Genomic DNA, 26,565 nt, shown 5'->3' with positions numbered 1-26,565 from the left:
CCTCCGCGCGGCGTACGGGCGGGGCGTCCGGCCTACGGCACGGCGGCGTCGATCGCCTTCACGATCCGCTTGTCCGACACCGGATACGCCGTGCCCAGCGCGTGCGCGAAATAGCTGACCCGCAGCTCCTCGAGCATCCAGCGGATCTCCCGGACCTCCTGCGGAACAGGCCTGCCCCGCGGCAGCTGCTCCAGCAGCCAGGCGTACTCGTCCTGCATGTCCTTCACCTTCGCCATGCGCGTGCGGTCGCGTTCGGCGTGATGGGGGAGCTGCTGGAGGCGCCGGTCGACGGCCACCAGATAGCGCAGGAGGTCGGGCAGCCGGCGGACACCGTGGGCGGTCACGAAGCCCGGCGTGATGAGGGCCGCCAGCTGCTCCTTGACGTCCGTGAGCGACGGGAGGAGGGACGGGAAGGTGGTCGCTTTCAGCCGGCGCTCACAGGCCTGCCAGGCGGCCAGTACCTCCTGCGTCTTGCGGACCGTGTCCATCGTCGCGCCCACCAGGTCGGCGCGTACGGCGTCGAAGAGCTTGCGGAACGACTCCTCGTCCCAGGCCGGACCGCCGTTCGCCGCGATCAGCCGGTCCGTGGCCGCGGTCACGCAGTCCTCGAAGAGAGCCTGGACACTGCCGTGGGGATTGCGGGAGAGGGCGAGCTTCGCGCTGTTGCTCAGCTTGTCCTGGGCGAACTTGGCCGGGTTCGAGGGGATGTTGAGGAGAATCAGGCGGCGGGTTCCGCGCCACATCGCCTCGGCCTGCTCCGGTTCGGTGTCGAAGAGCCGTACGGCGACCGACGAGCCCTCGTCGACCAGTGCCGGGTACGCCTTCACGGGCTGGCCGGCCCGCCGCGTCTCGAAGGTGCGGTCGAGTGCCCCGATCGTCCAGGCGGTCAGCCCCGTGCGCTGCTCCGGGGCCGCGCCGCCCGAGCTCCCGGAGCCGCCCGGAGCCCCGCCGGAGGCCTTCTCGAAGGCCTTGGTGATCGCGGCCCGGGTCTTCGGTTTGAGGCTCAGCTTCAGCGCCTCGAGGTCCTTGTCCTCGGCGAGCCGGCGGCGCCGCTCGTCGACGACCCGGAAGGTGATCTTCAGATGGTCCGGAACCTTCGCGAGGTCGAAGTCGTCCGCGGCCACCGGGACCCCCACCATGCGCTGGAGTTCGGCGGCGAGCACCGCCGGCAGCGGCGCCTGCCGGGGCGCGGTGCTGTCGAGGAAGCGCTTGGCGAAGTTCGGGGCCGGTACGTAGTGCCGGCGGATCGGCTTCGGCAGGGACCGGATCAGCTCGGTGACCAGGTCCTCGCGCAGACCCGGGATCTGCCAGTCGAAGGCCTCTGAGGTGACCTGGTTGAGCACCTGGAGCGGGATGTGGACGGTCACGCCGTCCGCGTCGGCACCCGGCTCGAACTGGTACGTCACCCGGAACTTCAGCTCCCGCTGCCGCCAGGAGTCCGGATAGTCGGCCTTGGTGACCTCTTCGGCGTTCTCATTGATGAGCATCGACTGCTCGAAGCCCAGAAGGTCGGGCTCCTCGCGGCGCTGCTTCTTCCACCAGGAGTCGAAGTGGGCGCCGGAGACGATGTGTTCCGGCAGCTTCTCGTCGTAGAAGTCGAACAGCGTCTCGTCGTCCACGAGGATGTCGCGGCGGCGGGCCCGGTGCTCCAACTCCTCGACCTCGCCGAGGAGTTTGCGGTTGTCGTGGAAGAACTGATGGTGGGTACGCCAGTCGCCCTCGACGAGCGCGTTGCGGATGAACAGCTCGCGGCTGGTCTCGGGGTCGATGCGGCCGTAGTTGACCTTGCGCTGCGCGACGATCGGCACGCCGTACAGGGTCACCCGCTCGTACGCCATCACCGCCGCCTGGTCCTTCTCCCAGTGCGGTTCGCTGTACGTCCGCTTGACCAGGTGCTGGGCGAGCGGCTCGACCCACTCCGGCTCGATCTTCGCGTTGACCCGCGCCCAGAGGCGTGAGGTCTCCACGAGCTCCGCCGACATGATCCAGCGCGGTGGCTTCTTGAACAGCGCGGAGCCGGGGAAGACCGCGAACTTGGCGCTGCGTGCGCCCACGTACTCGTTCGGGCCGCTGCTCCTTCCGCCCTCCCCTCCCGTGTTCCTCCTGCCCTCGTCCCCGGCGCTCTTCCCGCCGTCCCCCGAGGTGTTCTTCAGCCCGATGTGGGAGAGCAGCCCGGCGAGGAGGGAGAGGTGGATCCGGTCGGGCGCCGCGTCCTGGTCGTTCAGGTGGATGCCCATGGTCTTGGCCACCTGGCGCAGCTGGAGGTAGATGTCCTGCCACTCCCGTATGCGGAGGTAGTTCAGGAATTCATTGCGGCACATCCGGCGGAATGCCGAGGAGGACAGCTCCCTCTGCTGCTCCCGGACATGGGCCCAGAGGTTGAGGAAAGCGAGGAAGTCGCTGCTCTCGTCCTTGAAACGGGCGTGCAGCTGGTCGGCCTGCTGCTGCTTGTCCGAGGGGCGCTCGCGCGGGTCCTGGATGGAGAGCGCGGCGGCGATGACCATGACCTCGCGTACGCAGCCGTTGCGGTCGGCCTCCAGGACCATACGGGCCAGACGCGGGTCGACCGGCAGCTGGGACAGCTTGCGGCCGGTGTCGGTGAGGCGCTTCTTGGTGTCCTTCTGCTGGGGGTCGAGCGCACCGAGCTCTTCGAGGAGCTGGACGCCGTCCTTGATGTTGCGGCGGTCCGGCGGGTCGAGGAACGGGAACTTCTCGATGTCGCCGAGGCCGGCCGCGGTCATCTGGAGGATGACGGACGCCAGATTGGTCCGGAGGATCTCGGCGTCGGTGAACTCCGGGCGGGTGAGGAAGTCGTCCTCGGAGTAGAGCCGGATGCAGATGCCGTCGCTCGTACGGCCGCAGCGGCCCTTGCGCTGGTTGGCGCTGGCCTGCGAGATCCGTTCGATGGGAAGCCGCTGGACCTTGGTGCGGTGGCTGTAGCGGGAGATACGCGCCATGCCCGGGTCGATGACGTACCGGATGCCGGGGACGGTGAGGGAGGTCTCGGCGACATTGGTCGCCAGGACGATCCGGCGGCCCGTGTGCCGCTGGAAGACGCGGTGCTGTTCGGCGTGCGAGAGCCGGGCGTAGAGGGGGAGCACCTCGGTGAGGCGGAGGTTCTTCTTGTTGAGCGCGTCGGCGGTGTCGCGGATCTCGCGCTCGCCGGAGAGGAAGACGAGGATGTCGCCGGGGCCTTCGGCCTGGAGTTCGCCGACGGCGTCGCAGATGGCGGTGATCTGGTCGCGGTCGGAGTCGTCGCCGTCCTCCTCGAGGAGGGGTCTGTAGCGGACCTCGACGGGGTACGTACGGCCGCTCACCTCGACGATGGGCGCGTCGCCGAAGTGGCGGGAGAAGCGCTCCGGGTCGATCGTCGCCGAGGTGATCACGACCTTGAGGTCGGGGCGGCGGGGGAGCAGCTGGGCGAGGTAGCCGAGGATGAAGTCGATGTTGAGGCTGCGCTCGTGCGCCTCGTCGATGATGATCGTGTCGTACTGGCGCAGCTCGCGGTCGGTCTGGATCTCGGCGAGCAGGATCCCGTCGGTCATCAGCTTGATGTGGGTGCTGCCGCCGACCTGGTCGGTGAAGCGGACCTTCCAGCCGACCGATTCGCCGAGCGGTGTGCTGAGCTCCTCGGCGACCCGCTCCGCGACGGTGCGGGCGGCGATACGGCGGGGCTGGGTGTGGCCGATGAGGCCCCTGACGCCGCGGCCGAGCTCCAGACAGATCTTGGGAATCTGGGTCGTCTTGCCGGAGCCGGTCTCACCCGCGACGATCACGACCTGGTGGTCGCGGATCGCCTCGCGGATTGTCTCCTTCCGCTGGCTGACCGGCAGCTCTTCCGGGTACGTGACCGCGGGCGTCGCGGCGCGCCGCCCGGCGAGCCGCCGCTCGGCCTGTTCGATCTCGGCGGAGATCTCCTCGAGGACGGCCTGCTGCGCCTCGGGCTTGCGGATACGGCGCGCACCGTCGAGCCGCCGCCCGAGCCGGCGCTCGTCGCGCAGCATGAGCTCGGGCAGCCGCTGCTGGAGGGCGGCGAAGGAGGAGGACGAGGTTGTAGGCATACCTGGCCCAGGATCTCACCTCGCGGAAAGAGTCGGCCAACCAATTCCCCGCGGGCCCGGGTGAGCGATTCGGCTACGGGGTGCGGCGCACACGGACCGGCGCGGCCCGCTGCCGCGGCGGGACGGCGTACGCGTTGGTGTCCGGAGCATGAAGAAGGCCCCGGCGGATAATCCCGTCGGGGCCTTCTTGCTGTTCAGCGGCGGTGGCTGGGGCCGGGGTCGAACCGGCGACCTTCCGCTTTTCAGGCGGACGCTCGTACCAACTGAGCTACCCAGCCGCAGCGGTCCTGACGGGATTTGAACCCGCGGCCTCCACCTTGACAGGGTGGCGAGCACTCCAAACTGCTCCACAGGACCTAGCTCGTGCGAGAACCAGTCTCGCACAGGTGTTACGTGCCCCCAACGGGATTCGAACCCGTGCTACCGCCTTGAAAGGGCGGCGTCCTGGGCCACTAGACGATGAGGGCTGATGGCCCACCTGGGCGCTTCTCGGCGCCGTCGGGGACGTGAGAAGCATATGGGATGGGACGAGGGTTCGCCAAAACGGTTTGCCGGCAGTCGCTCGCACGGCCCGTGGGGGTCGGGTCACTCCGACGGGGAGGGGGTCGCTTCGGGCGTGTTGTCCTCGGGGAGATGGCGGCTCACCTCGGCCGTCGAAAGCCCCAGCCCGCCCAGCGTGATCTCGTCCCAGGCCTGGAGCCGGCGGGTTTCCCGGTCCAGATAGAGGACCGATGTCTCCACCGGATCCGGCTTGACGCCCTCCACCGCGCGCAGTCCGCTGCCGCCCGTGGAGCCCTGGGTCATCAGAGTGGTGCCCTGCTCCAGGACACGGTGGGACCGCCGGTGGATATGGCCGGCCAGCGCGAGCGGGACCGTGCCGTCGGTCTCGGCCGCGGCGACCGGGTTGTGGGCCACCGCGATGTCCACCGGGCTGCCCACGGCCTTCTGGACCCGGATCGAGGACGCCAGCTCGCGGCCCACGAGCGTCTCGGCGGGATCGCCCGCGGCGACGACCGAGCGATCGGGGGTGAACTGCGGGTCGCCGATGCCCGCGATGCGCAGTCCCGCGACCTCCACCGGCTTCCCGTGGTCCAGGACGTGGACGTTTTTGCGCCGTTCCATCGACTTCTGGGTCGCGGCGGAGTCGTGGTTCCCGCGCACCCAGACGTACGGCGCGCCGAGGTCCGGGATGGGGTCGAGGAAGCCGTTCTCGGCGGCCGAGCCGTGGTCCATGGTGTCCCCGGAGTCGATGATCACGTCGATCTCGTACTGGTCGACGAGCGACTCGATGATGCGCCAGGACGCCGGGTTGAGGTGGATGTCCGAGACGTGCAGCACGCGCATCGTCGTCGGGTCGGGCTGGTACGTGGGGAGGGTGGACGTGACGTCGTACAGCTTGGTGACATTGGTCACCAGCCGGGCCAACTCCTCCTGGTAGACGTCGAAATCACTGACGATGCTGCGCGCGTTGCCGACCACGTTCGGTGCGGAGGACAGGAGTCCGGAGAACTTCGGCTCCAGGACGGACTTGGGGTTCCAGGTCGCGTACGCCGCGCCGCCCGACGCGGCGAGGAGGACCAGCGCGAGGCCCCCGGCGGCGAGTGCGCGGCGCGGGCGGCGATAGACGGCGAGGCCCAGGGCGGTGGCACCGGAGACCACGGCGATGCAGGAGCGCAGGGCCAGGCCGAGGGTCCCGTCGGTGACATCGCCGGAGACCTCCTCCTGGAGGCCGGAGAGTCGCTCCGGGTGGTCGACGAGGGCCTGGGCGCGCTCGGGGTCGAGCTGATCGACATCGACGTCGAGCCGTATCGGGGCGGTGTGGCTGCGGAGTTCGAGAGATCCGAGCGGGGACACGTTCACCTTGGTGCCGCCGGTGAAGGACGGGCGCAGGGTCATCCGGGTGTCCATCGGCCCCACGGGCGTACGGACGCTGCCCACGATCAGCAGTCCCAGCCAGGCACCGAGGAGTACGACGGCCGTGAGGCCGGCGGCCCGGGCCAGGGGCCGCGGGGTCCGGGTGAGGGCGACCGTCGGGGACTGGTGTCCCGACTCGACGAACCTGCGACAGCGCCGCAGCACTCCTCCGCCGAGTGCGCGGAGAAAATGGGGCGACCGGAAGGGTGCGCGATCCATTGGGGCCGTATGCCCGGGGGCCGCGCCCGCTATGCGGGTGCGGGCCGACCGGCGGGAGCTCGGGCCCCTCGCGTGGAGTCGTGCGAGGGCGCGCCGGGTCCGGGCACCTTCCCCCGGCGCGGGCGCCACGGTGGGCGGCTGCTTGGCGGAGAATGAGTCACGTGCTGGAGATGACGCGCGAAGAGTTCGAGGAACTGGTCGGCGAGGCGTTGGACCGGATTCCGCCGGAATTGACGCGGCTGATGGACAACGTCGCGGTGTTCGTGGAGGACGAGCCGCCGACGGATGATTCCGGGCTGCTCGGACTGTACGAGGGGACGCCGCTGACCGATCGCGGGGAGTGGTACGCGGGGGTGCTGCCGGACCGGATCACCATCTACCGGGGCCCGACGCTACGGATGTGCGACACGCGTGAGGACGTCGTCGCGGAGACCGAGGTGACCGTGGTGCACGAGATCGCCCACCACTTCGGCATCGACGACGACCGGCTGCACGCCCTGGGCTACGGGTGAGCGTGGGTCCGGGGCGCGAGGGCGGGGGGAGCACCGGCCGGGGGAGCGCGGGGAAGGGAAGCGAGGGCCGGGGGAGCGCCGTGCCGCGGCCCGGGGGCGCGACCGCGGCTACCGGGTACCGCGGTGAGCCCGTCGACCCGGATGTCGATCTGCACGTCGCCGCCGACCGGGCCGAAACCGCGGGCCACCGGCTGTGGAGGGTGCTCCTGGTGATCGCGGTGGGGGGCGTGCTCGGTGCCTGTGCCCGCTACGGGGCGTCGCTGGTGTGGCCGACGCCGGCGAGCGCCTTTCCATGGACCACGTTCGCCGTGAATGTGATCGGCTGCGGGCTGATCGGGGTGCTGATGGTGCTCGTCGCGGAGACGGGGGAGGCGCATCCGCTGGTCCGCCCCTTCCTCGGGACCGGCGTGCTGGGCGGCTTCACCACCTTCTCCACGTACGCCGTGGACCTCACGCGGCTGCTGGACCGCGGCGAGCCGGGGACGGCGATTGCGTACGCGGGTGGCACGCTGCTGGCCGCGCTCGGGGCGGTCTGGGCCGCCGCGTCGCTCACGCGAGCGCTCGTACGGCGGCGCGTGAATCCGCCCGTGGCCGCACGGCGCGCGCGAGCGCAGCGGGAGAGCCGGTGAACTGGCTGCTCGTGGTGGCGGGCGCCGCGGTCGGCGCACCGATGCGCTATCTGATCGACCGGGCGGTGCAGGTCAGGCACGAGTCGGAGTTCCCGTGGGGGACGTTCGTCGTCAATGCCACCGGGTGTCTGGTGCTGGGTGCGGTGACCGGCGCGGTGTCGGCGGGGGCGGAGTCGTCACGGCTGCAGCTGCTGCTGGGGACGGGGCTGTGCGGGGCGCTGACCACCTATTCGACCTTTTCGTACGAGTCGCTGCGGCTGGCCGAGCGGGGGCGGCAGTTCCTGGCTGTGGCGAATACGGCCGGATCGCTGCTGGTGGGGTTGGGTGCGGCTGTTCTCGGCACGGCGCTGGCCGAGTGTCTGCTGGGCTGAGATATGACCGGCCGTGTCCGGGCGATCCTGCCGCACCCGGAGAGGGGCGCGGGTCCGCGAACATCCGCCGGACGCGGCCTGATCGGTCGGCTCGAGCGCGTGTCCTGGGCGGGGCAGGGGGAGTTGAGCACGGAGGTCCCTGTTACGCCCTGCCCCGGAGGTGCCCGCCCGTGCGCCCGTTCCCCGACCGTCTTCCGGAGTCCGCAGCCCGCAACGAGCCCCGCAAACCGTGCCGTTCCTCAGCGCGTGCCGCGTTCCGGACACCGGTCCGGACACCCGCCCGGACGTCGGCCAGGGCACCGGCCCGTATCGCCGTTGCCGCGCTCGCGTTCGTGGCGGCGACCGGCTGCATGAGCGTCAGTGATCCGGTGGAACCCGAACGCTCCGGCCCTGCCGGGCACCGGAGCGGCGTGGCGACGCCGGACGGCGGGGTGTCCGCGACGTCCGGCGGTACGAGGAGCGGTCTCGGGCAACGGCACGGCCGGGCGGGGCACGGTGGCGAAGCGGACGGGAAGGGCGGGGCGAAGGGCGGCGAGCGGAGCGCGGAAGAGAGCGCGCGGCCGGGTGAGAGCCCCTCGAGTGACCGCGCGCGGCCGGGAAGGCCGCCGGACAAGGCCCCACGGCCGTCGGCTCCGTCGCGGCCTGCGAGCGCCTCACCCTCGCGCAGCACTCCGCCGCCGCAGCCGTCTCCCTCCTCGCCGTCGCCGTCGCCTTCGTCACCCCGGCCGAGTGAGCCCACGCCGCCGCCCGGCGCCCCGAGCTCCTCGGACAAAGGGGCGTCCGAGCTCGAGCCGGCGGCAACGTCGCAGGTCGGGCCGGTGTCGTAGCCGGCGGCCGGGGGGATCGGGCGTGCGCGGACAGGCGGAAGGGGCCGGGGGCGTCGGCTGTCGACGCAGGACGGGCGGGAGGGGGAAGCGAGGAGCCGTAGAAGCGATTTGCCTCCGGGGTCGCCGGGTGCGTATGGTGGCAGATCGTTTGATCCCATTTGCCTGGCGCCACGATGTCCTCTCGAGAAGAGGGGGTGAAGAGCGCCGCGTGGCGCGTTCCTGTTCCTTGCCGTGGCTGACCGCATTGAGGCGGTCGTATGCGAATCACGGAGTTTGGGCGCGTGCCGAGACTCCGGAAGGTTTCGCATTTCGCATGTCAATTTCCGCTTCTGACCACGCCGTCATGCCCGAGAACGGCAACGACGAGCCGGTCGACGCCGTCGAGCCCGCCCCCGTCGAGAAGGCTCCCGAGGTCACCTTCGCGGACCTGGGCCTCGCCGAGCAGGTCGTCCGCAAGCTCACCCAGAACGGCGTCGTCACGCCGTTCCCGATCCAGGCCGCGACCATCCCGGACGCCCTGGCCGGCCGGGACATCCTCGGCCGCGGCCGTACCGGCTCCGGCAAGACCCTCTCCTTCGGCCTCCCGCTGCTCACGCAGCTGTCCGGCGGCCACACCGAGAAGAAGCGCCCCCGCGGCCTGATCCTCACCCCCACCCGCGAGCTCGCGATGCAGGTGTCCGACGCGCTCCAGCCGTACGGCGATGTGCTCGGCCTCAAGCTCAAGGTCGTCTGCGGCGGCACCTCGATGGGCAATCAGATCTACGCCCTGGAGCGTGGTGTCGACATTCTCGTCGCCACCCCCGGCCGGCTGCGTGACCTGATCAACCGCGGTGCGGCCTCGCTGGACAAGGTCCAGATCGCCGTGCTCGACGAGGCGGACCAGATGGCCGACTTGGGCTTCATGCCCGAGGTCACCGAGATCCTCGACCTGGTGCCGGCCGGCGGCCAGCGGATGCTGTTCTCCGCCACGCTGGAGAACGAGATCGACACGCTGGTCAAGCGCTACCTCTCCGACCCGGTCACGCACGAGGTCGACGCGGCGCAGGGCGCGGTCACCACCATGACCCACCATGTGCTCGTCGTGAAGCCGAAGGACAAGGCGCCGGTCACGGCGGCGATCGCGGCGCGCAAGGGCCGCACGATCATCTTCGTCCGGACCCAGCTGGGCGCGGACCGTATCGCCGAGCAGCTGATCGACGCCGGTGTGCGGGCCGACGCGCTGCACGGCGGCATGACGCAGGGAGCCCGTACCCGTACGCTCGCCGACTTCAAGGACGGGTACGTGAATGTGCTCGTCGCGACGGACGTGGCGGCGCGCGGTATCCACGTCGACGGCATCGACCTGGTCCTGAACGTGGACCCGGCCGGTGACCACAAGGACTACCTCCACCGGTCCGGCCGTACCGCCCGTGCCGGCAAGAGCGGCACCGTCGTGTCGCTGGCCCTGCCGCACCAGCGCAAGCAGATCTTCCGGCTGATGGAGGACGCGGGCGTGGACGCCTCGCGTCACGTCGTCGCCGGCGCCGGGGTGTTCGACGAGGACGTGGCCCTGATCACGGGTGCGCGCTCGCTCACCGAGGTACAGGCCGATTCGGCCTCCAACTCGGCCAAGCAGGCCGAGCGCGAGGTGCAGGACCTGACGCGCGAGCTGGAGAAGGTGCAGCGCCGGGCGGCCGAACTGCGCGATGAGGCCGACCGGCTGGTGGCGCGTGCCGCGCGGGAGCGGGGCGAGACGCCCCCGGCCACGGCTTCCGTGACCGACGCCGCTGAGGGTGCTGCTCCGGCCGCCGGGACCCTTCCGGCACAGACCGCTCCGGCCGCCGAGGCGGCTGTCGCGAACTCCGCTGCGGAGCCGGTGGCCGCCGAGGCACAGCGCCACTCCTCGTACGAGCGCCGTGACGACCGGGGCAACTTCGAGCGCCGCGACAACCGGCAGGACAACCGGCAGGACGAGCGTCCGGCCCGTTCGTTCGAGCGTCGTGACGACCGGGGTGGCTTCAACCGCGACCGCCGTGACGACCGTGGTGGTTTCCAGCGTCGTGACGACCGGGGTGGTTTCCAGCCGCGCCGTGACGACCGTGGTGGTTTCCAGCGTCGTGACGACCGGGGCGGGGACCGTCCGGTCAACCGTGACCGCCGTGACGACCGGGGCGGCTTCAGCCGTGACCGCAGGGACGAGCGTCCGGCCCGTTCGTTCGAGCGTCGTGACGACCGGGGTGGCTTCAACCGCGACCGCCGTGACGACCGGGGTGGTTTCCAGCGCCGTGACGACCGGGGTGGTTTCCAGCCGCGCCGTGACGACCGGGGCGGGGACCGTCCGTTCAACCGCGACCGCCGGGACGGCGAGCGCGGTGGCTTCGGCGGCGGCCGCTCCTTCGAGCGCCGTGACCACAACCACCGTGGCGGCGACCGTCCGGTCAACCGTGACCGCCGTGACGACCGCCCGGTCAACCGCGACCGCCGCGACGACCGTCCGGCGCGCCGTGACGACCACCGCGGCGCGAGCAACACCGGGGGCCGTACCTCCGACCGCCGGGCCGACAAGCCCCGCTGGAAGCGCAACGGCTGATCCTCAGCTCTGAACGGGGCCGTCCCGGACACCTCGGTGTCCGGGACGGCCTTTTTGCTGCGACCTGTGGCAGCGGAATCCCGGCGCGACCCAGGACGGGTGGAGCCCCAACCGGGTGATGTCACCGGCCCGTTCGCGGTGGAGAAGCGGGGGGCGCCCGGTGCCGGCCTCGCCGCCGGGCGACGCGACCGGCCGCGGAGCAACCCCTTCGGAGGCCGGCCGGTGATCGGGCTATGCTGCTCGGTGCGGGCCGTTAGCTCAATTGGCAGAGCAGTGGACTTTTAATCCATTGGTTGTGGGTTCGAGTCCCACACGGCCCACTGCGAGAGACCGCAGGACCTCGACGACCTGCGGTTTCTTCGTTTCTCAGGGTGCGGCGGCGGCCCCGGAGGCCTACGGCGGCGCTGTGCGGCGGGTCGGTCCCGGTTCCGGGTCGGTTCCGGGTCGTTCAGAGGAAGCACCGGATCGGGGCCATGGCGTCTCGCTCAGACGCTGTGCCGCGGAGCGTCTCTTCCAGCGGCCGGCGACCATGCGTTCGCTGACCGGCCAGGTCCTCTTCGAAATGCCCGTCCAAGCGCGCGGGTGAAGTCCTCGTCCAGCACGGCGAGCATGACTTCCCGTCGTGGTCCAGGGAACGGCGGTTGAGGTTGGTGGATCCGATGAGCGACGCCACGCTGTCGATGGTGATGACCTTGGCGTGCATCATCGTCGGCTGGGGCTGCCAGGTCCGCACCCGCAAGCGAGCAGGTCGGCGTAGTAGTGCCGGCCCGCCGGCTGACAGACCCCATCCATTGCGCAGGGGCAGCAGCGCGTTGCCCTCGGTGGCGGCGGTGCCGATCAGACCCTCCAGCCGGCGACGTAGCCGCTGTCTCTGATCGCCGGGAGCCCCGCCGGTTTCCGGTGTGTACGGCTGCGCCCGGGGCTGGTCCTGAAGGGTCATGGTCACCTGCCGGCCGGGAAGTGAAGGAGGGGCGGAGCCGGAGCGTTCCGACAGCGGATGTCCGCGGCGTGCCGGCTGTCATCATGCGATGCGAACGGCAGGTCCGGCGGACAGCGGTACGTCCCGTTACGCGCTGGGCGGCGCCGCGTACGGCATGCCCGGTGCCGCTGTGGCAGCCTGGGTAACTGCCCGAGTACAGCATCGTTTCCGGGCCGAGCGGCGCACCCGGCCGACGATGACGCCGGCCCCGCACTGGCGAGCTGCCCACGGTGGAGTGACGATGGTCACGTTGATCGTGAGGCTCGTTACGCACCGGAGAGTCGGGGCACCTGGTCGTCGTGCGGGCCCTCATCAACGCTCTTCGTCCTGATCGCGATCCCCATCCGGCGCCCGTCCCGACTTCCGCACCAGCAGCCCCGAACGGTGATCCGCATGTCTGACCGCAACGGCCGGACGGCCCTGCCGAAGCCCAGCGAGGTCGGCCCGTACCTCCAACTCGTGTGCAAGGCCACGGGAGCAGCGGCCGTCGCGTGGTGGCTGGCACGGCTCGTGCCGGGCCATCCTCAGCCGATTTTCGCTGCTCTGGCCGCCCTGCTGGGGGTGTACCCGACCGTGGCGCGCTCACTGCGCCAGGGGCTGCGGTACGCCGTGGGCTTCTTGTTGGGCGTTCTCGTCGGAGTGCCCGTCTCCCTGCTGTTCGGGCCGACGATCTGGGGCATCCTCGTCGTGGTCCCGGTCACTCTGGTGGTCGCCGCCTGGCCGAAGTTGTCCGGGCAGGGCGTGCAGGTGCCGTTCACGGCGCTCTTCGTCGTCCTCGCCGGTGGCAGTGCGCCCGTCTCGTACGCCGTACCGCGGCTGGGGGACGTCGCGATCGGCGTCGCCACCGGTCTGGTGATCAACGCGGCGCTGCCTCCCACGCTCTACCGGGAGGAGACGAGGAACGCGGCGGACCGGCTCGCCGAGCGCACAGCCGACCTCCTGCGGGCCACCGCCGAGGAGGTCCGTCACAGCGAACCGCCGCGCCCGGAAGCCGGAACGGGACTCGCGCTGGCGGTGCACCACAGCACTCTGGACGTGGTCCATGCCCACGAGGTCGCCGCCGAGAGCCACCGCTTCAACGCCCGGTCGCTGCTGACCCGGCGGCGTGATCCACGCCCTGCGCACAAGACATTGGAGGCGCTGTACGCGGCTGCCGAGCAGGCCAGGGTCCTCGCCCGGGAGGCCCAGCGCATCAGCTCCGGCAGGGACCGCTCTCCCCTCGGTGATGGCTTCCGTGAGGAGTTCACGGAAGTACTCGAGGCGCTGGCCGATCTGGTGTCCGCTCAGCGCCCGTCGGGGCCCCGCCCCTCCGAGGAACAGGTGGAGAGGGCCCGCACCTCGTACTGCAAGCTGCGTGACACCGCTGTGGAGAGCCCTGAGAAGAGCCCTGACCAGCGCCTCGCGGAGACGCAACTGTGCGCACTCGCACTCCAGCTTCTCTTCGACCTGGGCCATGACGGGGCCGTCACTCCGGAGCAGCTCGGTGTGTCCTGCTGAGGTCTCGGAATGACACGGGAGGCGCCGGCCGGAGTGTGGAGGACAAGTGGGGGTAGAGGGGCCGCATGCCAGGAATGCCTCAGTGGGTCGACGGCCTGAAGGCCGGTCTGACGCGGTTCGCGGCGCGTCTCGACGAGCGCCGTACGGCCGCGGATGAGGGGGACGACCCTACGACGGGCGGTCCCCACGGTGCTGGACCGCGGGGGGAGCAGGACCACTCCTCCGTGACCGGTCCGTCGGCAACCGGTCCATCCGGAGCTGCCGTACCGCCCGGAGCCGTACCGTCGGGAGCCGCATCGTCCACGGCCGGTTCGTCGGTTGCCGGTCCGTCGGTTACGGGTCCGTCGGTTGCCGGTCCGTCGGTTACGGGTCCGTCGGTTGCCGGTCCGTCCGTTACGGGTCCGTCTGTCACCGGTCGGTCCGGCACCGGTCCGTCCGGAGCCTCCGCGTCCGGCTCCTCGGCGGCGCGGGGCGGGCCGGACCATGTGGCCGTGCCACCCGCCTCCGCACCGGCTGTACCGACCGAGGCGGCGAGGCCTGATCCCGCTCTCGCCGTGCCGTGGGGGGTCCGCGTCGCGGCGGAGGCCGGCTGGCGGCTGCTCGTTCTCGCGGCCGCGCTCTGGGTGTTGATGCACGCGATCAGCGCGGTCCGGTTGGTGGTGCTCTCCTTCGTCGCCGCCCTGCTGATCACGGCCTTGCTCCAGCCGTCCGTCGCCCGCCTCAGCCGCCTCGGCCTCGCGCGCGGCGTCGCCACCGCTGCCACCTTCATCGGCGGATTCCTCATCATGGGCCTGGTGGGCTGGTTCGTGACCTGGCAGGTCACGGAGAACCTCGACACGCTCTCCGCGCGACTCCAGGACGGGATCGACGAGTTGCAGAAGTGGCTCCTGGCGAGCCCCTTCCACGTCACCGAGGAGCAGGTCAAGGACGTCGCCAAGAACATGCGTGAGGCGGTGGGCTCCAACACCGAGGAGATCACCTCGGCGGGCATCGCCGGCGTCGCGGTCGTCATCGAGGTGATGTCCGGCATCCTGCTCGCGATGTTCAGCACCCTGTTCCTGCTGTACGACGGGCCCCGGATCTGGAACTGGCTGCTCAAACTCCTTCCCGCACAGGCCCGGCCGGGTGTCGCGAGTGCCGGTCCCCGGGCGTGGCACACGCTCACCGGCTATGTGCGCGGCACGGTGATCGTGGCCCTGATCGACGCGATCTTCATCGGCTTGGGGATCCATCTCCTCGGCGTGCCGATGGCTGTGCCGCTCGCGGTTCTCATCTTTCTCTCCGCCTTCGTCCCGCTCGTCGGCGCCGCCGTCTCGGGTGCGCTCGCCGTGATCGTCGCGCTGGTCACCCAGGGGGCGTTCACCGCGCTCATGGTCCTGCTCGTGGTCCTGGCCGTGCAGCAGATCGAAGGCCATGTCCTGCAGCCGTTCATCCTCGGCCGGGCGGTACGGGTCCATCCGCTCGCGGTGGTGCTGTCCGTGGCGGCCGGCACGCTCGTTGCGGGCATCGGTGGCGCGGTCGTCGCCGTACCCCTCGTCGCCGTCACCAACACGGTCGTGGGACACCTGCACGTCTACGCCAGGAACAGGTCGCTGATCCCGGTGCCCGGCCCGGCCGTCGGCCCCGCCGCGGCGGCCGCCGCCGTACCGCCGCAGAGCGCCAACGCTCCGGAGGCGCCGCGCGAGTAGGCCGCCCGGCCGTGCCGGCAGTCAGCGCCGGTGGAGGTCGTGCAGCGCGAGGGCTCGTGGGCCCGGTGGGGAGCCGTGGGGGTCCGGTTCGTGACTCCGGTTGTGGCCCCGGCCGTGCCTGGGGACGTCGCCGGGGGTGCGGAACAGCGCGGACCCGGAGGTGTGGACGAGCCCTCGGCCGGGGGGTTCCCGCCCTGTTCCCACCGGGGGGACGGCTCCCGGAATCCGGCCGGCATCCCACTATGCTTCCGGGTGCGGGCCGTTAGCTCAATTGGCAGAGCAGTGGACTTTTAATCCATTGGTTGTGGGTTCGAGTCCCACACGGCCTACCGGAGAACCGCAGGTCAGGCGCGTCTGGCCGGTGGTTTCTCACTCTCTGGGCCGTGGGTGCGCCGGGCGGAGGGGACCGTCGGGTCCCCAGCCGGTTGTCGGCTGGGCCGCGTAGTTGACAGGCTGGGACGAGCAAGCCACGACCCCGTGCCGAACCCGGCGCCGGGTCCCGCACCACTGTCTCAGCGGGTGCCTGGCTAAAAGCATCGGACGCACGCGCCACTTGAGGATTTGTTGTCATGGCTAGGATGATTGCCACACTCCGTTTCTCCGCTGGACACCGAGGGTGGTGCCCTCATCCCGTGCGTCACGCTCCGGCTTCCACCCGACGGAACTCCGGTGGGCCGCGTCCCCCGGTGTCCCTCGCCCTCCCCCCACCCTTCCTCCGCATTTCGTCCTCCTCCGCCCCTCGCAACCCCCCGTTCACGAGGATCTGATGACACGACACATACCGGAGGCGGTGTTCTGGTGCCTTTCTGCCGGTGTGCTCGCAGGCCTAATCCTGCTGGTACGCCAGCGCCAGATCACCGCTGCCCTACGCAAGCGCGTGGCGGCGTTGGAATTCAGCCTGCACGTTCGTGACGAGGAGGCCCGGCACCTGGTCGAGGTCCGGCTCCCGGCGCTGGAGGAAGCCCAGCAGCACCATCACCAGCTGGTTCCCGTACCCGGCCTCCTCGACGGGCGGCTGGAAGGAACGGCGTACGCGCAGAGCCTCCAGACCGTGGTGAACCTGTTCGCCGGAGCCGCCGACAAGGCACGGTCCCGCGCCGACCAATCGGCGAAGGCCGCGCTGAAGGCGGCGATGCGCGCGCTCCAGGCGCTCGCCAACGAACAGCAGCTCTCCATCTCGGACATGCAGGACAGGCACGACAACCCCGATGTCCTCCAAGGTCTTCTGGAGATCGACCACGCCAACTCCCAGTTCGGCCGGCGGGCGCAGGCCATCGCCGTTCTCTGCGGGTCGTGGCCGGGGCGGCAGCGGGTTGCCTCACAGCTGATCGACGTCGTACGCGGCGCGACGTCGCGGATCCGGGACTACCGGCGCGTCGAGATCCACTCGCGGGTCGACATGGATGTGGTGAGCCGGGCGGTGGAGCCTGTGGTCCTCACGGTCGCCGAGCTGCTGGACAACGCGGCGCGGCACTCGCAGCCGAACACCACGGTCGAGGTCAGCATCCTGCCCGGGCACAACGGCATCTCCGTGGTCATCGACGATGCCGGAGTCGGCATGGACGCGCGCGAGACCGCGGAGGCGGGCCGACGCCTGTCGGGCCTTGAAGACGTCGATATCAACCATCTCGGAGACCCGCCGCAGTTCGGCTTCGCCGTCATCAGTGTGCTCGCCGCGCGGTACGGGTTCAGCGTCTCGGTCGACACCCGGTCCCCCTACGGGGGTGTGCGAGCCGTCCTGTTCCTCCCCAATTCACTCCTCAACCGCGTACGCGCCGTCAGGGCGGCGATCCCACAGGAGGCCGCGCAGGCCCCCGTACCGGCCTCCGTTCCGGCCACGCCCCCCGAGGCCGTTCTCACATCCGAGGCCCGGGATGCGCAGCCCAGTTCCGAGGAGCCCGGGCCGACAGCCCCACAGTCCCCTGAACCGGCGCCTTCGCCCGCGCCCATGCCTTCGCCCGCGCCCATGCCCGCGCAGGCGTCCACAGCCGGAGGCCTGCCCAAACGCACCCGCCGCCGCCCCGTCCCGGAACATGTCTCCGCCTCCCGGACGGCCCCCGCGCAGCCAAGCGCCGATCCGTCACCCGCCCGCGAGGCTCATGAGACCGCCTCGCGCATGGGGGCGTTCGCCCGCGGGACCCGCTCCGGCCGCGCCGCCTCCCCAGACGATGAAGGGAACCCTCAGGCATGAACGACCATATGGCCAATGAACTGGGCTGGATGCTCGACGAGGTCCTGAAGGTCCCGGAGGCGCGCCACGCGATCCTGCTCTCGGCGGACGGGATGCTCCGCTCCCACTCCCAGGGGATATCCCGTGACGAGGCCGACCGGCAGGCGGCCGCGCTGTCGGGACTCCAGTCGATCAGCCGCAGCACCGCCGAGTTCTGCTCCCACGAGAGCACTCCGTGGCAGCAGACGCTGGTCGAGTTCGTCGACGGGTACGTCTTCCTGGTCGCCGCCGGTGCGGGCGCCTATCTGGCGGTCTCGGCCACCCAGAACGTGGACATGGAGGCGGTCACCTACCGCATGCAGAAGCTGGTCGACCGGCTGGGCAAGGAGCTGACCAGCCCGCCACGCCGGGACGCCGACCCCGCCCGACTCGGCACCGCCGGCCCGGCATGAGCCCGCCCCGTAAGCGTGAGCGGGGACTCGTAAGACCTTATGTCGTGACGGACGGCCGTGCTCATCCGACGCGGAACACGCTCGACATGGTGACGCTCGTGACGGCCATGAACGACCGGCCGCTGAGCGGGCTGAGCCCCGAGAAGCGCCGCGTCATGGAGCGGTGCCGCGGCGGGGCGCTGTCGGTCGCCGAGGTGGCAGGACATCTGAAGCTGGCGATCAGCGTCACCAAGGTCCTGCTCAGCGACTTGATCGACAGCGGCCACATCACCACCCGGGCTCCCATCCCCAAGGCTCAACTCCCCGATGCCCAGATCTTGCAGGAGGTGCTCGATGGGCTCCGCGCTCGCCTCTGACCACGTCCATCTTCCGGATACGGTCAGGACCGCGGCCAAGATCCTGATCGTGGGTCACTTCGCCGTCGGCAAGACCACGTTCGTCGGCACCCTGTCCGAGATCCGGCCGCTGCGCACCGAGGAGACGATGACGCAGGCCGGCGCGCTGGTGGACGACCTGGCCGGGATCGAGGGCAAGTCCACCACCACCGTCGCCATGGACTTCGGCCGTCTCACCCTCAGCGAGCGGCTGGTGCTGTATCTGTTCGGCGCTCCCGGGCAGAAGCGTTTCACCCAGCTGTGGAAGGACATGACCTACGGCGCCCTCGGGGCACTGGTGCTGGCGGACACCCGGCGGCTCGACCAGTCCTTCGACGTCATGGGCCTGCTGGAGGAGCACGACGTGCCGTACGCGGTCGCCGTCAACCACTTCGACGGCGCGCCGTCCTTCCCCGACGACGAGATCCGTGAAGCCCTCGATCTGCTTCCCGAAACCCCCCTCGTCACCTGCGACGCGCGGGACGCCGAATCCTCGACCATGGCGCTGATCTGCCTCGTTCAGTACCTCCAGACCCGTATCGCCCAGGAGCACGCGTGACCACTCCCTCACCCGCACCGGGCGAGACGCCGCCGCCCGGCTGCCCCGCACACGCCGGCACCGACGATGAAGCGCCCGCCACCGCCCAGGACACCGGCACGACCAGGGCACCGGACACCACCACCGCCGCGGCCCCGGGCGCCGGCACAGTCACCGGCACCGCCGCCCGGCCGGGCACGGCCGAACTGCTGCACGGACCCGAGTTCGCCGCGGACCCGGGCGCCACCTACGCGCGCCTGCGCGCGTACGGTCCGATCGCACCGGTGGAGCTCGCCCCCGGCGTTTCCGCGTCCCTCGTCACCGGCTACGAGGCCGCCCTCGAAGTGCTGCGCAGCCCGGATCGGTTCGCCAAGGACCCGCGCCGGTGGCGTGCCCTCGCCGATGGGACCGTGCCGGCGGACAGCCCGGTCGTCCCGATGATGATGTACCGGCCGAACGCCCTGTGGACCGACGGCGACGAGCACGTACGGCTGCGCGGTGCGATCACCGACAGCCTGAGCCGGGTGGACCCGAACGCCCTGCGCGGCTACGTCGAGCAGAGCGCGGACACCCTCATCGACCGGTTCGGCCCCAACGGCCGGGCCGACCTCCTCGGCGAGTACGGCGCGATGCTGCCTCTCCTCGTCTTCAACCAGCTCTTCGGCTGCCCGCCCGACCTCGGGGAGAAGCTGGTCGAGGGCATGTCCGGGATCTTCGACGCCAACGTCGACTCCGAGAAGGCGAACGCGCTGCTCGTCAAGACCCTCGCGAGTCTGGTCGGCCTCAAGCGGCTGAAGCCGGGGGCGGACGTGACGTCCTGGCTGATGGCCCACCCCGCGCAGCTCACCGACGAGGAGATGATCCACCAGCTCGTGGTGCTCATGGGCGGGGGCACCGAGCCTCAGCAGAACCTGATCTGCAACGGGCTGCGGCTGCTGCTCGCGGACGACCGGTTCGCCGGTGATCTGGCCGGCGGCAGCATGCCCGTCGAGGACGCGCTCGACGAGGTGCTGTGGACGGACCCGCCGCTCGCGAACTACGCCATCCACTACCCCGTCCACGACCTCGACTTCGCCGGAATCCGGCTGCGCGAGGGCGAGCCCATCCTGATCAGCCTGGCAGCCGCCAACACCGATCCGGCCCTGGCGTCCGACCGGCGGGGCGGCAACCGTGCCCATCTGGCCTGGAGCGCGGGACCGCACACCTGTCCGGCGAAGGACCCCGCCCGGCTGATCGCCGCGGTCGCCGTGGAAAAACTCCTCGACCGGCTTCCGGATGTCGAACTCGCCGTCGGGGTAGAGCAGTTGGAGTGGCGGCAGGGCCCGTTCCACCGGGCTCTTGCCGCCCTGCCTGTGCATTTTCCGCCGATAGCCGTGCCGGTTACCACGCACGAGACCCCTGGAGACACTGGATGGAACGCCAGTCCTGCCCCGTCGTCATCGACCCCTCAGGTAGCGACATCCACGGTGAGGGAGCCAGAATCCGGGAAGCCGGCCCCGCGGCGCTGGTGGAGCTCCCTGGCCAGGTGGTGGCGTGGGCAGTAAGTGACCACACGCTGCTCAAGAAACTGCTGACCGACCCCCGCGTATCGAAGGACCCCCGCCAGCACTGGCCCGCGTTCGTCAACGGGGAGATAACCCCGGAGTGGCCGCTGTTCACCTGGGTCGCGGTGACGAACATGTTCACCGCCTACGGAGGCGAGCACAAGCGGCTGCGGAAGCTGGTCTCCCCGGCCTTCACCGCCCGCCGTACGGAGGCCCTGCGCCCGCGCATCGAGCGGATGACCGCCGACCTGCTCGACGGCCTCGCCGCCGCCCCCCGGGGTGCGGCGGTGGACCTGCGGGAGGAGTACTGCTACCCGATCCCGATCCAGGTGATCTGCGATCTGTTCGGAGTCTCCGACCCGGGCACGCGGGAAGATCTGCGCCGCCTGGTGGACGGCATCTTCAACACCGCGGCGTCCGCCGAGGAGGCATCGGCCACCTTCGCGGGCATCCACACGGTTCTCTCCGGTCTCGTCGCTCTGAAGCGAGAGACCCCGGGCGATGACATGACCAGTGTCCTCATCGCCGCCCGCGAGGAGGACGGTTCGCGGCTGGCCGAGGCCGAACTGGTCGACACCCTGCTGCTGATGATCAGCGCCGGGCACGAGACCACGGTCAACCTGCTCGACAACGCGATCCACGCCCTGCTCACCCACCCGGAACAGCTCGAACTGGTCCGTAAGGGCGCGGTCTCCTGGAACGACGTGATCGAGGAGACGCTGCGCTCGCAGGCCCCGGTGGCGAGCCTGCCGCTGCGTTACGCGGTCGAGGACATCGAGCTCGAGTCCGCGGGTGTGGTGATCAAGAAGGGGGACGCGATCCTCGCCGCCTACGCCGCCGCGGGCCGCAACCCCGCCTCGCACGGCGAGGACGCGGACCGTTTTGACCTCACCAGGGTCGACAAGGAGCATCTCGCCTTCGGACACGGCGTTCACTACTGCCTCGGGGCGCCGTTGGCCCGGCTGGAAGCCGAGATCGCCCTGCCCGCCCTGTTCGAGCGCTTCCCCGACCTGGCGCTGGCCGTCCCGGCGGACGAGTTGCGGCCGGTGGAATCGTTCATTTCCAACGGCCACCGCAGCCTGCCCGCCCGCCTGGCGCCTGAGACGCCGACAGCAGGCTGAGCGACCCGGCGCGTCCGACCGCCGCGCATACGCCGCCTCCTGCCCGCAGCAGGAGGCGGCGGGCTCACCGAGGGTGGGACTCTGGCGCGCGGGCGTGACCGAGGGTCTGGGCAGACCGGCGTCACGAAGCCCTGGACCCGCCGAAGAATCCGCCGCCGGCTCCAGCGGCATGGTGCTGCTCCGGCCCTCGGCCGACGGTCGTTGTCATCGCCGTCCGGGTGCCTTTTCATGGAGTGCATGGCTGATGAGGTGAAGGCGCCGGCGACATCCACCGATGCCGTTCGTCAGAACCTGCGGCAGGAAGTACGGGAGCAGGGCGGGGAGGCGGCCTGCCAGTTGCACCGGGTCTGCACGGAGTGCGGGCGGATGAACGAGCTCGCCGACGGGGGCAGCTGTGAGGCCTGCGGCGCCGCCCTGCCAGAGGGCTGAGCGAACCGCAGGAACCCCGGGTCGCAGGCACGGACGGTCCGTCGCAGCTTCACAGAACCTCGTGGTCAGGAGCCCGTGGCCGGACCACCCCGCCACCGGCGCCCTGCCACCGGCGGCTGCCCCCTGCCCCCGGGATCACCGTCCCCGCCCGGGATCACCGTCCCGGATCACCGTCCACCGGATCACGGCCCTGTGGGCGGAAGGCCCCGCGCTCAGAACCCGCCGCCGAAGTCGCCGCCCCCGAAGCCTCCGCCGTAGTCACCTCCGCCGAAGCCGCCGCCGAAGTCGCCCGAGTTGTAGTCGCCACCGGAGTAGTCGCCCCCGGCGTCCCCGCCGCCGTAGTCCCCGTAGCCGTCCCCGTACGCGTTCGGCCCGCTCATCAGGCTGCCCAGCATCGTGCCCACCAGCAGCCCCGGCAGCAGACCGCCGCCGAAGTAGCCGTAAGCCCAGGGCCCGTAGAGCGGACCGGCCTCCCAGTACGGCCGGCGTCCTGACGCCGTCTCCACCATCCGGCCCGTCGGCGCCTCGCCGTCTTCCAGCCGGGCCGCGTCCGCCGCGCACACCGGCACCGTCCGCTCCTCGCCGTCCGCCGGGGCCCACTGCGCGTCCTCGACCGACGGGCCGTGCCGCGGATCGAAGAAGCAGGGCGGCCGGCGGTCGGGCAGCGGTGCGCCGTCCCGCCGCGCCTCCAGGGTGGCCAGCGAGAACCGGCCGTCCTCCAGTTCCTGCGTCACGCCTCGTACGTCCTGTGGCCGCCGTGCGACCTCCATCGACGCCTTCGCCTTGTCGTACGAGTCCAGGGCGCGTGCGTAGTCCTCGCGCATCGCGTCGTCCGTCTCCGCGGCGGACGGGTCGAAGTCGATCCGGTCCAGTTCCTCGCCGAAGGCGGTGATGTCCTCGTCCACCACCGGCCGGAGGGTCTGGAGCTGCACCCGGTCCCACTCGGCCCGGCGCTTCTTCCCGCGGCTGCTCACCAGCAGCGCTCCGCCGGTGGCGGCGGCGACCAGCACGCCGAGCGTGACGACCAACCCTGGGCCGCTGACACCGGTCTCCGGGCCGGTGCCCGTGCCCGTGCCCGGGCTCCAGGCGGCCGGGGCGTTGCCGTTCGCCTGCTTGATGGCCTGGTCGGTGAAGCCCGTGACCATCGCCCCGACATCACCGCGGTCGGAGCGCTCCACGGCCCCGGTGATGTTGTCGACGGCGTTGCGCGGCATCACCGAGGAGTCCGCGCCCGCGTCGAACCGGTCGCCCAGCGCGACCGCGTAGACGCCGGTGATCCCCACCTTGGTCCGCAGATCCTGCAGCAGCGTGGACGGATCGAATTCCGAGGCGGCGGGGAGCACGGCGACGAAGACCGGCTTGTCCGCCTTCTCGATCTTGTTTGCCAGGGCGTCGGCTTCGGACGGAGGGAACGCGTCCCGGGCCCGCGGATCGACGTAGACAGGGCCCCTCTGCAGGGCCTGAGCGGCGCTGTCCAGCCCGTCCGCAGCCCGCGCTCCGGGTGCCATCACGGCCACCAGTACGAGGACAGCGGCGATCGCGGCCAGCACCGGCAGAAGGACGGTGTGACGCACTGCGCTGTTCATACTTACGACGCTAACTCCAAAGCCGCAATAATGGGCCTTCGAGGCATGAGTAATGAATCCGTCAGCGCGGGCGACGGGGCCCGGGCGCAGAGATCTACCTGGCCTACGTCGAATCGCCCGGTGCCCGGTCACCCGCCAGCCTGGAGAGGCGCGGTGTCGAACCGCTCCCGCGCGGCGTACGCACGGGCAGGAGACAGGCAGGTGGGGATGCGACGCGGAGGGGGCGGTCGTACGGGGCGCCTCCGGCGGGGCGCGGGCAGCGGTACGTCCCCCATCCGCACCACCCCGGACCGTCAGGGCGGGCGCCGAAAACCCACCAGCCGCGACCTGGCCCGCTGGCTCCCGGCCGCGCTGATCATCGGCGGTCTTGCCTTCGACCTCTCGACGCCGTCGCGCTTCACCGGCTCGCCCTTCTTCTCGGCCGCCCCGCTGGTCGCCGCCCCGTTCTTCTCGCTGCGCGCCACGGCGACCGCGGGCATCGCCGCCGGGCTCGCCGTGGTCACGCTGCACCTCGTCAACCGCGACCTGGGCGCCGTGGAGTCGGTGACCGAGCTGGTCACCGTCCTGACCGTCGCCGTGCTGGCGCTCTTCATCAACCGTGTGGTGCGCCGCAGCGGGCGGGAGCTCGCCTCGGCGCGGAGCATCGCCGAGGCCGCCCAGCGGGCCGTGCTTCCGACACCCGACGAGCGGATCGGCGGCTTCCATGTCGCCGCGCGCTACGAGGCCGCGCAGACCGACGCCCGGATCGGCGGTGACCTCTACGCGGTGCAGGACACCCCGTACGGGGTCCGCCTGATCGTCGGTGACGTCCGCGGCAAGGGCCTGGACGCCGTCGAGGCGGTGGCCGTCGTCATCGGCGCCTTCCGGGAGGCCGCGGAGCAGGAGGCGACCCTGGTGGGGGTCGCGGCCCGGCTGGAGCGGGCGCTCCAGCGCGAGAGGCAGCGGCATGAAGGCCCGGACCGGTCCGAGGGCTTCACCACGGCCGTGCTGGCCGAGGTGCCGACCATCCGGCGTACGGACACGGGAGCCGCTCTCCCGGAACCCGCTCTCCGCATCCTCAACCGAGGCCATCCCTCCCCCCTTCTGCTGTACGCCGACGGCGGCGTGTTCGTAGCCGACCCCGTCGTGCCTGCGCTGCCCCTCGGCCTGGGTGAGCTGGCCGACCAGCCGGAGCGGGTGGATGAGTTCGCCTTCCCCGAGGGCGCCACGCTGCTGCTCTTCACGGACGGGATGACCGAGGCCCGGGACGCCAACGGCGTCTTCTACGATCCGCAGGAGCGGCTGCGCGGCCGGCTGTTCTCCGGACCCGATGCCCTGCTCGACGCCCTCGTCGAGGACGTGGCCCGGCACACCGCGGGCGGGGCCGCGGATGACATGGCGCTGCTGGCGGTCAGCCGCCCGGCCGAGCGGCAGCCGATGCGGCGTAGGGCGGTGGGAATCGTGCGCGGCGCGGGCGACGGCTCGAGGTCCGGCCACCCTTCTGACGGTCCGTAACCGGTCCGCGCCACTCCGCATAACAACTGGCACACGATCAGCCGGGACGGGTTTTCCGCCGCAGGGGCAACTCGCCCGGATTAGGCATTTCGTGTCCTGGTTGGTCCCCGCGATATCCGTTAACGATCACCCGGAACAGCTTGGAATAGGCACCCCGGGTCTATTAACGTTCGATAACGCAGCGCGGTCGTCCCAGCCGCCACAAGAGGTGGCACCGTGCGCTGACGCCGAATCCCGCACGATCTGCTCCACCCGCAACACCAGTACCAAGGGAACCGGGGAACCACTACATGGGGTGAATCGGACGCCTCTTCGGAGGGGTCCGTAGGAGACCTTCCTGCTCCGAACCCGTCAGCTAACCCGGTAGGCGAAGGAAGGAAAGGAGTGCGCCCGCGTGGCGTCCAACAGCCCTGCCCCCGAGTTCCTGTACGAACCCGAGAGTCACGATGCCGGGTTCGCCGAGGAGCCCCCGGCCGGAGTCGGTGACTGGAATCCGACCGCGGAATCCGTGGCCGCGGTGCGCGGCAGGCACCGCGTCGTCAAGCAGCGCGGTGGCGGCATGGCCCGTAGCAGCGCTGTCCTCGGAGTCGGCGTCTTCGCCGCTGTCGGTGCGGGCGGCATGGCCAGCGCGCAGGAGAAGCCGCCGGTCTCGATCTCCATGCCGGACCTCGCCTCCGTGTCGGAGAAGCTCCCGGATGCCGGATCGCTGCCCGGTATCGGGTCCCTGGTCTCCGACGACTCCGGCTCCGGCTCTGACGGTGCCGGTGAGGGCGTTGTGGCCGCCCAGGCTCCGCTCTCCCAGGCCGGGCTCACGGACAGCGAGGTCACCGACGGCACCGGCGCCGGCGAGGCGCTGCGGGCCCGCATCATGAAGCAGGCCGAGCAGCAGCAGTCCGCCGCCGAGAAGGCGGAGCGCGAGGCCGAGGAGAAGGCCGCCGCCGAGAAGGCCGCCAAGGTCGCCGCCGAGAAGAAGGCGGCGGCGAAGGCAGCCGCCGAGAAGGCCGAGGCAGAGGCGGAGCGCAAGGCGAAAGCGGCGGCGGAGGCCGAGCGGCTCGCCAAGCTCGCCCGCGAATACACCGCCCCGGTCTCCTCCTACACCCTCACCTCCAGCTTCGGCCAGTCCGGTTCCATGTGGTCCAACGACCACACTGGCCAGGACCTCGCCGCCCCGACCGGCACCCCCGTCAAGGCAGTGCACGGCGGCACCATCACCGAGGCCGGATGGGCCGGTTCGTACGGCTACCGGATCGTGCTCACCCTCGAGGACGGCACGGAAGTCTGGTTCTGCCACCTCTCCTCGATGACCCAGACGTCCGGGAAGGTGGCGACGGGCGAAACCATCGGCCGCGTCGGCGCCACGGGCAATGTCACCGGCGCGCACCTCCACATGGAGGTCCGGCCGGGCGGTGGCGACCCGATCGACCCGGCTGCCTGGCTGCGCGAGCACGGTGTGAGCCTCTGAGGCATCGTCCGTAACTTCGACGCACCTCGCTCCTGGCGGGGTGCGTCGCTGTTTGCGGAGGTGCGGAGTGCGGAGGCCGAGAGCCGCGGAGGTAGAGACGCGCGGAGCGACGTCACGCCCTGCGCCTGA

General features: G+C 71.0%; 19 protein-coding genes, 5 tRNA genes and 1 riboswitch. Of the genes, 17 read left to right on the top strand and 7 right to left on the bottom strand.

Annotation, left to right across the window (positions count from 1 at the left end):
- Nucleotides 1-32 precede the first annotated feature (32 nt).
- The 5 genes from hrpA to ABZW18_RS12060 form a co-directional block, all read right to left on the bottom strand.
- Complete coding sequence (gene hrpA, locus ABZW18_RS12080) at nucleotides 33-4,061, bottom strand: ATP-dependent RNA helicase HrpA (protein ID WP_356185716.1); 4,029 nt, start codon at nucleotides 4,059-4,061, stop codon at nucleotides 33-35.
- Between the two features lie 204 nt (nucleotides 4,062-4,265).
- Nucleotides 4,266-4,339 (bottom strand) — tRNA-Phe (locus ABZW18_RS12075).
- Between the two features lie 4 nt (nucleotides 4,340-4,343).
- Nucleotides 4,344-4,418, bottom strand: a tRNA-Asp gene (locus ABZW18_RS12070).
- Between the two features lie 37 nt (nucleotides 4,419-4,455).
- Nucleotides 4,456-4,528: transfer RNA gene (locus ABZW18_RS12065), tRNA-Glu, on the bottom strand.
- Nucleotides 4,529-4,646: 118 nt separating this feature from the next.
- A complete protein-coding gene (locus tag ABZW18_RS12060) occupies nucleotides 4,647-6,194 on the bottom strand; it encodes a metallophosphoesterase (RefSeq protein WP_356185713.1) in 1,548 nt (515 codons plus the stop codon).
- 161 nt (nucleotides 6,195-6,355) lie between these two features.
- On the opposite strand from ABZW18_RS12060, the gene ABZW18_RS12055 reads away from it, so the two are divergent.
- The 5 genes from ABZW18_RS12055 to ABZW18_RS12035 all read left to right on the top strand — a co-directional run bounded on the left by ABZW18_RS12055 (nucleotide 6,356) and on the right by ABZW18_RS12035 (nucleotide 11,422).
- Complete coding sequence (locus tag ABZW18_RS12055) at nucleotides 6,356-6,706, top strand: metallopeptidase family protein (RefSeq protein WP_356185711.1); 351 nt, start codon at nucleotides 6,356-6,358, stop codon at nucleotides 6,704-6,706.
- Nucleotides 6,707-6,786: 80 nt separating this feature from the next.
- The gene (crcB, locus tag ABZW18_RS12050) at nucleotides 6,787-7,335 is read left to right on the top strand and encodes a fluoride efflux transporter CrcB (protein ID WP_356185709.1); all 549 of its coding nucleotides are present in this window, start codon (nucleotides 6,787-6,789) and stop codon (nucleotides 7,333-7,335) included.
- The gene (gene crcB, locus ABZW18_RS12045; RefSeq protein ID WP_356185706.1) at nucleotides 7,332-7,706 is read left to right on the top strand and encodes a fluoride efflux transporter CrcB; all 375 of its coding nucleotides are present in this window, start codon (nucleotides 7,332-7,334) and stop codon (nucleotides 7,704-7,706) included. The genes crcB (ABZW18_RS12050) and crcB (ABZW18_RS12045) overlap by 4 nt, the downstream gene beginning before the upstream one ends.
- Before the next feature lie 1,140 nt (nucleotides 7,707-8,846).
- On the top strand, nucleotides 8,847-11,102 hold the full coding sequence (locus ABZW18_RS12040; RefSeq protein ID WP_356185704.1) for a DEAD/DEAH box helicase: 2,256 nt from the start codon (nucleotides 8,847-8,849) through the stop codon (nucleotides 11,100-11,102).
- 247 nt (nucleotides 11,103-11,349) lie between these two features.
- Nucleotides 11,350-11,422 (top strand) — tRNA-Lys (locus tag ABZW18_RS12035).
- A gap of 128 nt (nucleotides 11,423-11,550) precedes the next feature.
- Here the strand turns inward: ABZW18_RS12035 and ABZW18_RS12030 are convergent.
- Nucleotides 11,551-12,042: a phospholipase D-like domain-containing protein gene (locus tag ABZW18_RS12030; protein WP_356185701.1), complete on the bottom strand. Its 492-nt coding sequence runs from the start codon at nucleotides 12,040-12,042 to the stop codon at nucleotides 11,551-11,553.
- A gap of 432 nt (nucleotides 12,043-12,474) precedes the next feature.
- Between ABZW18_RS12030 and ABZW18_RS12025 the strand changes: the two genes are divergently transcribed.
- The 10 genes from ABZW18_RS12025 to ABZW18_RS11980 all read left to right on the top strand — a co-directional run bounded on the left by ABZW18_RS12025 (nucleotide 12,475) and on the right by ABZW18_RS11980 (nucleotide 21,894).
- Nucleotides 12,475-13,578, top strand: coding sequence for an aromatic acid exporter family protein (locus tag ABZW18_RS12025; protein WP_356185698.1), 1,104 nt, complete (start codon nucleotides 12,475-12,477; stop codon nucleotides 13,576-13,578).
- Nucleotides 13,579-13,652: 74 nt separating this feature from the next.
- Nucleotides 13,653-15,266: an AI-2E family transporter gene (locus ABZW18_RS12020; RefSeq protein ID WP_356185836.1), complete on the top strand. Its 1,614-nt coding sequence runs from the start codon at nucleotides 13,653-13,655 to the stop codon at nucleotides 15,264-15,266.
- Between the two features lie 256 nt (nucleotides 15,267-15,522).
- Nucleotides 15,523-15,595, top strand: a tRNA-Lys gene (locus tag ABZW18_RS12015).
- Between the two features lie 437 nt (nucleotides 15,596-16,032).
- On the top strand, nucleotides 16,033-17,457 hold the full coding sequence (locus ABZW18_RS12010) for an ATP-binding protein (RefSeq protein ID WP_356185696.1): 1,425 nt from the start codon (nucleotides 16,033-16,035) through the stop codon (nucleotides 17,455-17,457).
- Nucleotides 17,454-17,888, top strand: coding sequence for a roadblock/LC7 domain-containing protein (locus ABZW18_RS12005; RefSeq protein ID WP_356185693.1), 435 nt, complete (start codon nucleotides 17,454-17,456; stop codon nucleotides 17,886-17,888). The genes ABZW18_RS12010 and ABZW18_RS12005 overlap by 4 nt, the downstream gene beginning before the upstream one ends.
- Nucleotides 17,885-18,244 carry a DUF742 domain-containing protein gene (locus tag ABZW18_RS12000; RefSeq protein WP_356185690.1) on the top strand — a complete coding sequence of 120 codons (360 nt, stop codon included), beginning with the start codon at nucleotides 17,885-17,887 and terminating at the stop codon, nucleotides 18,242-18,244. The genes ABZW18_RS12005 and ABZW18_RS12000 overlap by 4 nt, the downstream gene beginning before the upstream one ends.
- Complete coding sequence (locus ABZW18_RS11995; protein WP_356185687.1) at nucleotides 18,222-18,821, top strand: ATP/GTP-binding protein; 600 nt, start codon at nucleotides 18,222-18,224, stop codon at nucleotides 18,819-18,821. The genes ABZW18_RS12000 and ABZW18_RS11995 overlap by 23 nt, the downstream gene beginning before the upstream one ends.
- A gap of 185 nt (nucleotides 18,822-19,006) precedes the next feature.
- A complete protein-coding gene (locus ABZW18_RS11990) occupies nucleotides 19,007-20,344 on the top strand; it encodes a cytochrome P450 (protein WP_356185833.1) in 1,338 nt (445 codons plus the stop codon).
- Nucleotides 20,326-21,465, top strand: coding sequence for a cytochrome P450 (locus tag ABZW18_RS11985; protein WP_356185830.1), 1,140 nt, complete (start codon nucleotides 20,326-20,328; stop codon nucleotides 21,463-21,465). Before ABZW18_RS11990 ends, ABZW18_RS11985 begins: the two co-directional genes overlap by 19 nt.
- 237 nt (nucleotides 21,466-21,702) lie before the next feature.
- On the top strand, nucleotides 21,703-21,894 hold the full coding sequence (locus ABZW18_RS11980) for a hypothetical protein (RefSeq protein ID WP_356185685.1): 192 nt from the start codon (nucleotides 21,703-21,705) through the stop codon (nucleotides 21,892-21,894).
- Nucleotides 21,895-22,106: 212 nt separating this feature from the next.
- On the opposite strand, the gene ABZW18_RS11975 is transcribed toward ABZW18_RS11980, so the two are convergent.
- Nucleotides 22,107-23,480 (bottom strand): hypothetical protein, encoded by a 1,374-nt coding sequence (locus ABZW18_RS11975; RefSeq protein ID WP_356185683.1) that lies wholly within the window; start codon nucleotides 23,478-23,480, stop codon nucleotides 22,107-22,109.
- A gap of 201 nt (nucleotides 23,481-23,681) precedes the next feature.
- On the opposite strand from ABZW18_RS11975, the gene ABZW18_RS11970 reads away from it, so the two are divergent.
- Together ABZW18_RS11970 and ABZW18_RS11965 are read left to right on the top strand one after the other, a co-directional pair.
- Entirely contained in the window at nucleotides 23,682-24,974 is a 1,293-nt protein-coding gene (locus tag ABZW18_RS11970; RefSeq protein WP_356185680.1) for a PP2C family protein-serine/threonine phosphatase, read from the top strand.
- A gap of 215 nt (nucleotides 24,975-25,189) precedes the next feature.
- Nucleotides 25,190-25,361, top strand: a riboswitch (cyclic di-AMP (ydaO/yuaA leader).
- A gap of 7 nt (nucleotides 25,362-25,368) precedes the next feature.
- On the top strand, nucleotides 25,369-26,436 hold the full coding sequence (locus tag ABZW18_RS11965; protein ID WP_356185677.1) for a M23 family metallopeptidase: 1,068 nt from the start codon (nucleotides 25,369-25,371) through the stop codon (nucleotides 26,434-26,436).
- The last annotated feature ends 129 nt before the right edge of the window (nucleotides 26,437-26,565 follow it).

It is taken from the genome of Streptomyces sp. NPDC004647, from assembly GCF_040609575.1.
Classification (GTDB): Bacteria; Actinomycetota; Actinomycetes; order Streptomycetales; family Streptomycetaceae; genus Streptomyces.
This window is presented reverse-complemented; position numbering and strand designations above follow the sequence as displayed.

Bases quoted from the DNA above. Each gene is read 5' to 3' on its own strand.
- ABZW18_RS12010 (WP_356185696.1), top strand. From the start codon at position 16,033: ATGACACGACACATACCGGAGGCGGTGTTCTGGTGCCTTTCTGCCGGT.
- ABZW18_RS12030 (WP_356185701.1), bottom strand. From the start codon at position 12,042: ATGACCCTTCAGGACCAGCCCCGGGCGCAGCCGTACACACCGGAAACC.
- ABZW18_RS12060 (WP_356185713.1), bottom strand. From the start codon at position 6,194: ATGGATCGCGCACCCTTCCGGTCGCCCCATTTTCTCCGCGCACTCGGC.
- ABZW18_RS12000 (WP_356185690.1), top strand. From the start codon at position 17,885: ATGAGCCCGCCCCGTAAGCGTGAGCGGGGACTCGTAAGACCTTATGTC.
- ABZW18_RS12005 (WP_356185693.1), top strand. From the start codon at position 17,454: ATGAACGACCATATGGCCAATGAACTGGGCTGGATGCTCGACGAGGTC.
- ABZW18_RS11980 (WP_356185685.1), top strand. From the start codon at position 21,703: ATGGCTGATGAGGTGAAGGCGCCGGCGACATCCACCGATGCCGTTCGT.
- ABZW18_RS11975 (WP_356185683.1), bottom strand. From the start codon at position 23,480: ATGAACAGCGCAGTGCGTCACACCGTCCTTCTGCCGGTGCTGGCCGCG.
- ABZW18_RS12020 (WP_356185836.1), top strand. From the start codon at position 13,653: ATGCCTCAGTGGGTCGACGGCCTGAAGGCCGGTCTGACGCGGTTCGCG.
- ABZW18_RS12025 (WP_356185698.1), top strand. From the start codon at position 12,475: ATGTCTGACCGCAACGGCCGGACGGCCCTGCCGAAGCCCAGCGAGGTC.
- ABZW18_RS11995 (WP_356185687.1), top strand. From the start codon at position 18,222: ATGGGCTCCGCGCTCGCCTCTGACCACGTCCATCTTCCGGATACGGTC.
- hrpA (WP_356185716.1), bottom strand. From the start codon at position 4,061: ATGCCTACAACCTCGTCCTCCTCCTTCGCCGCCCTCCAGCAGCGGCTG.
- ABZW18_RS12040 (WP_356185704.1), top strand. From the start codon at position 8,847: ATGTCAATTTCCGCTTCTGACCACGCCGTCATGCCCGAGAACGGCAAC.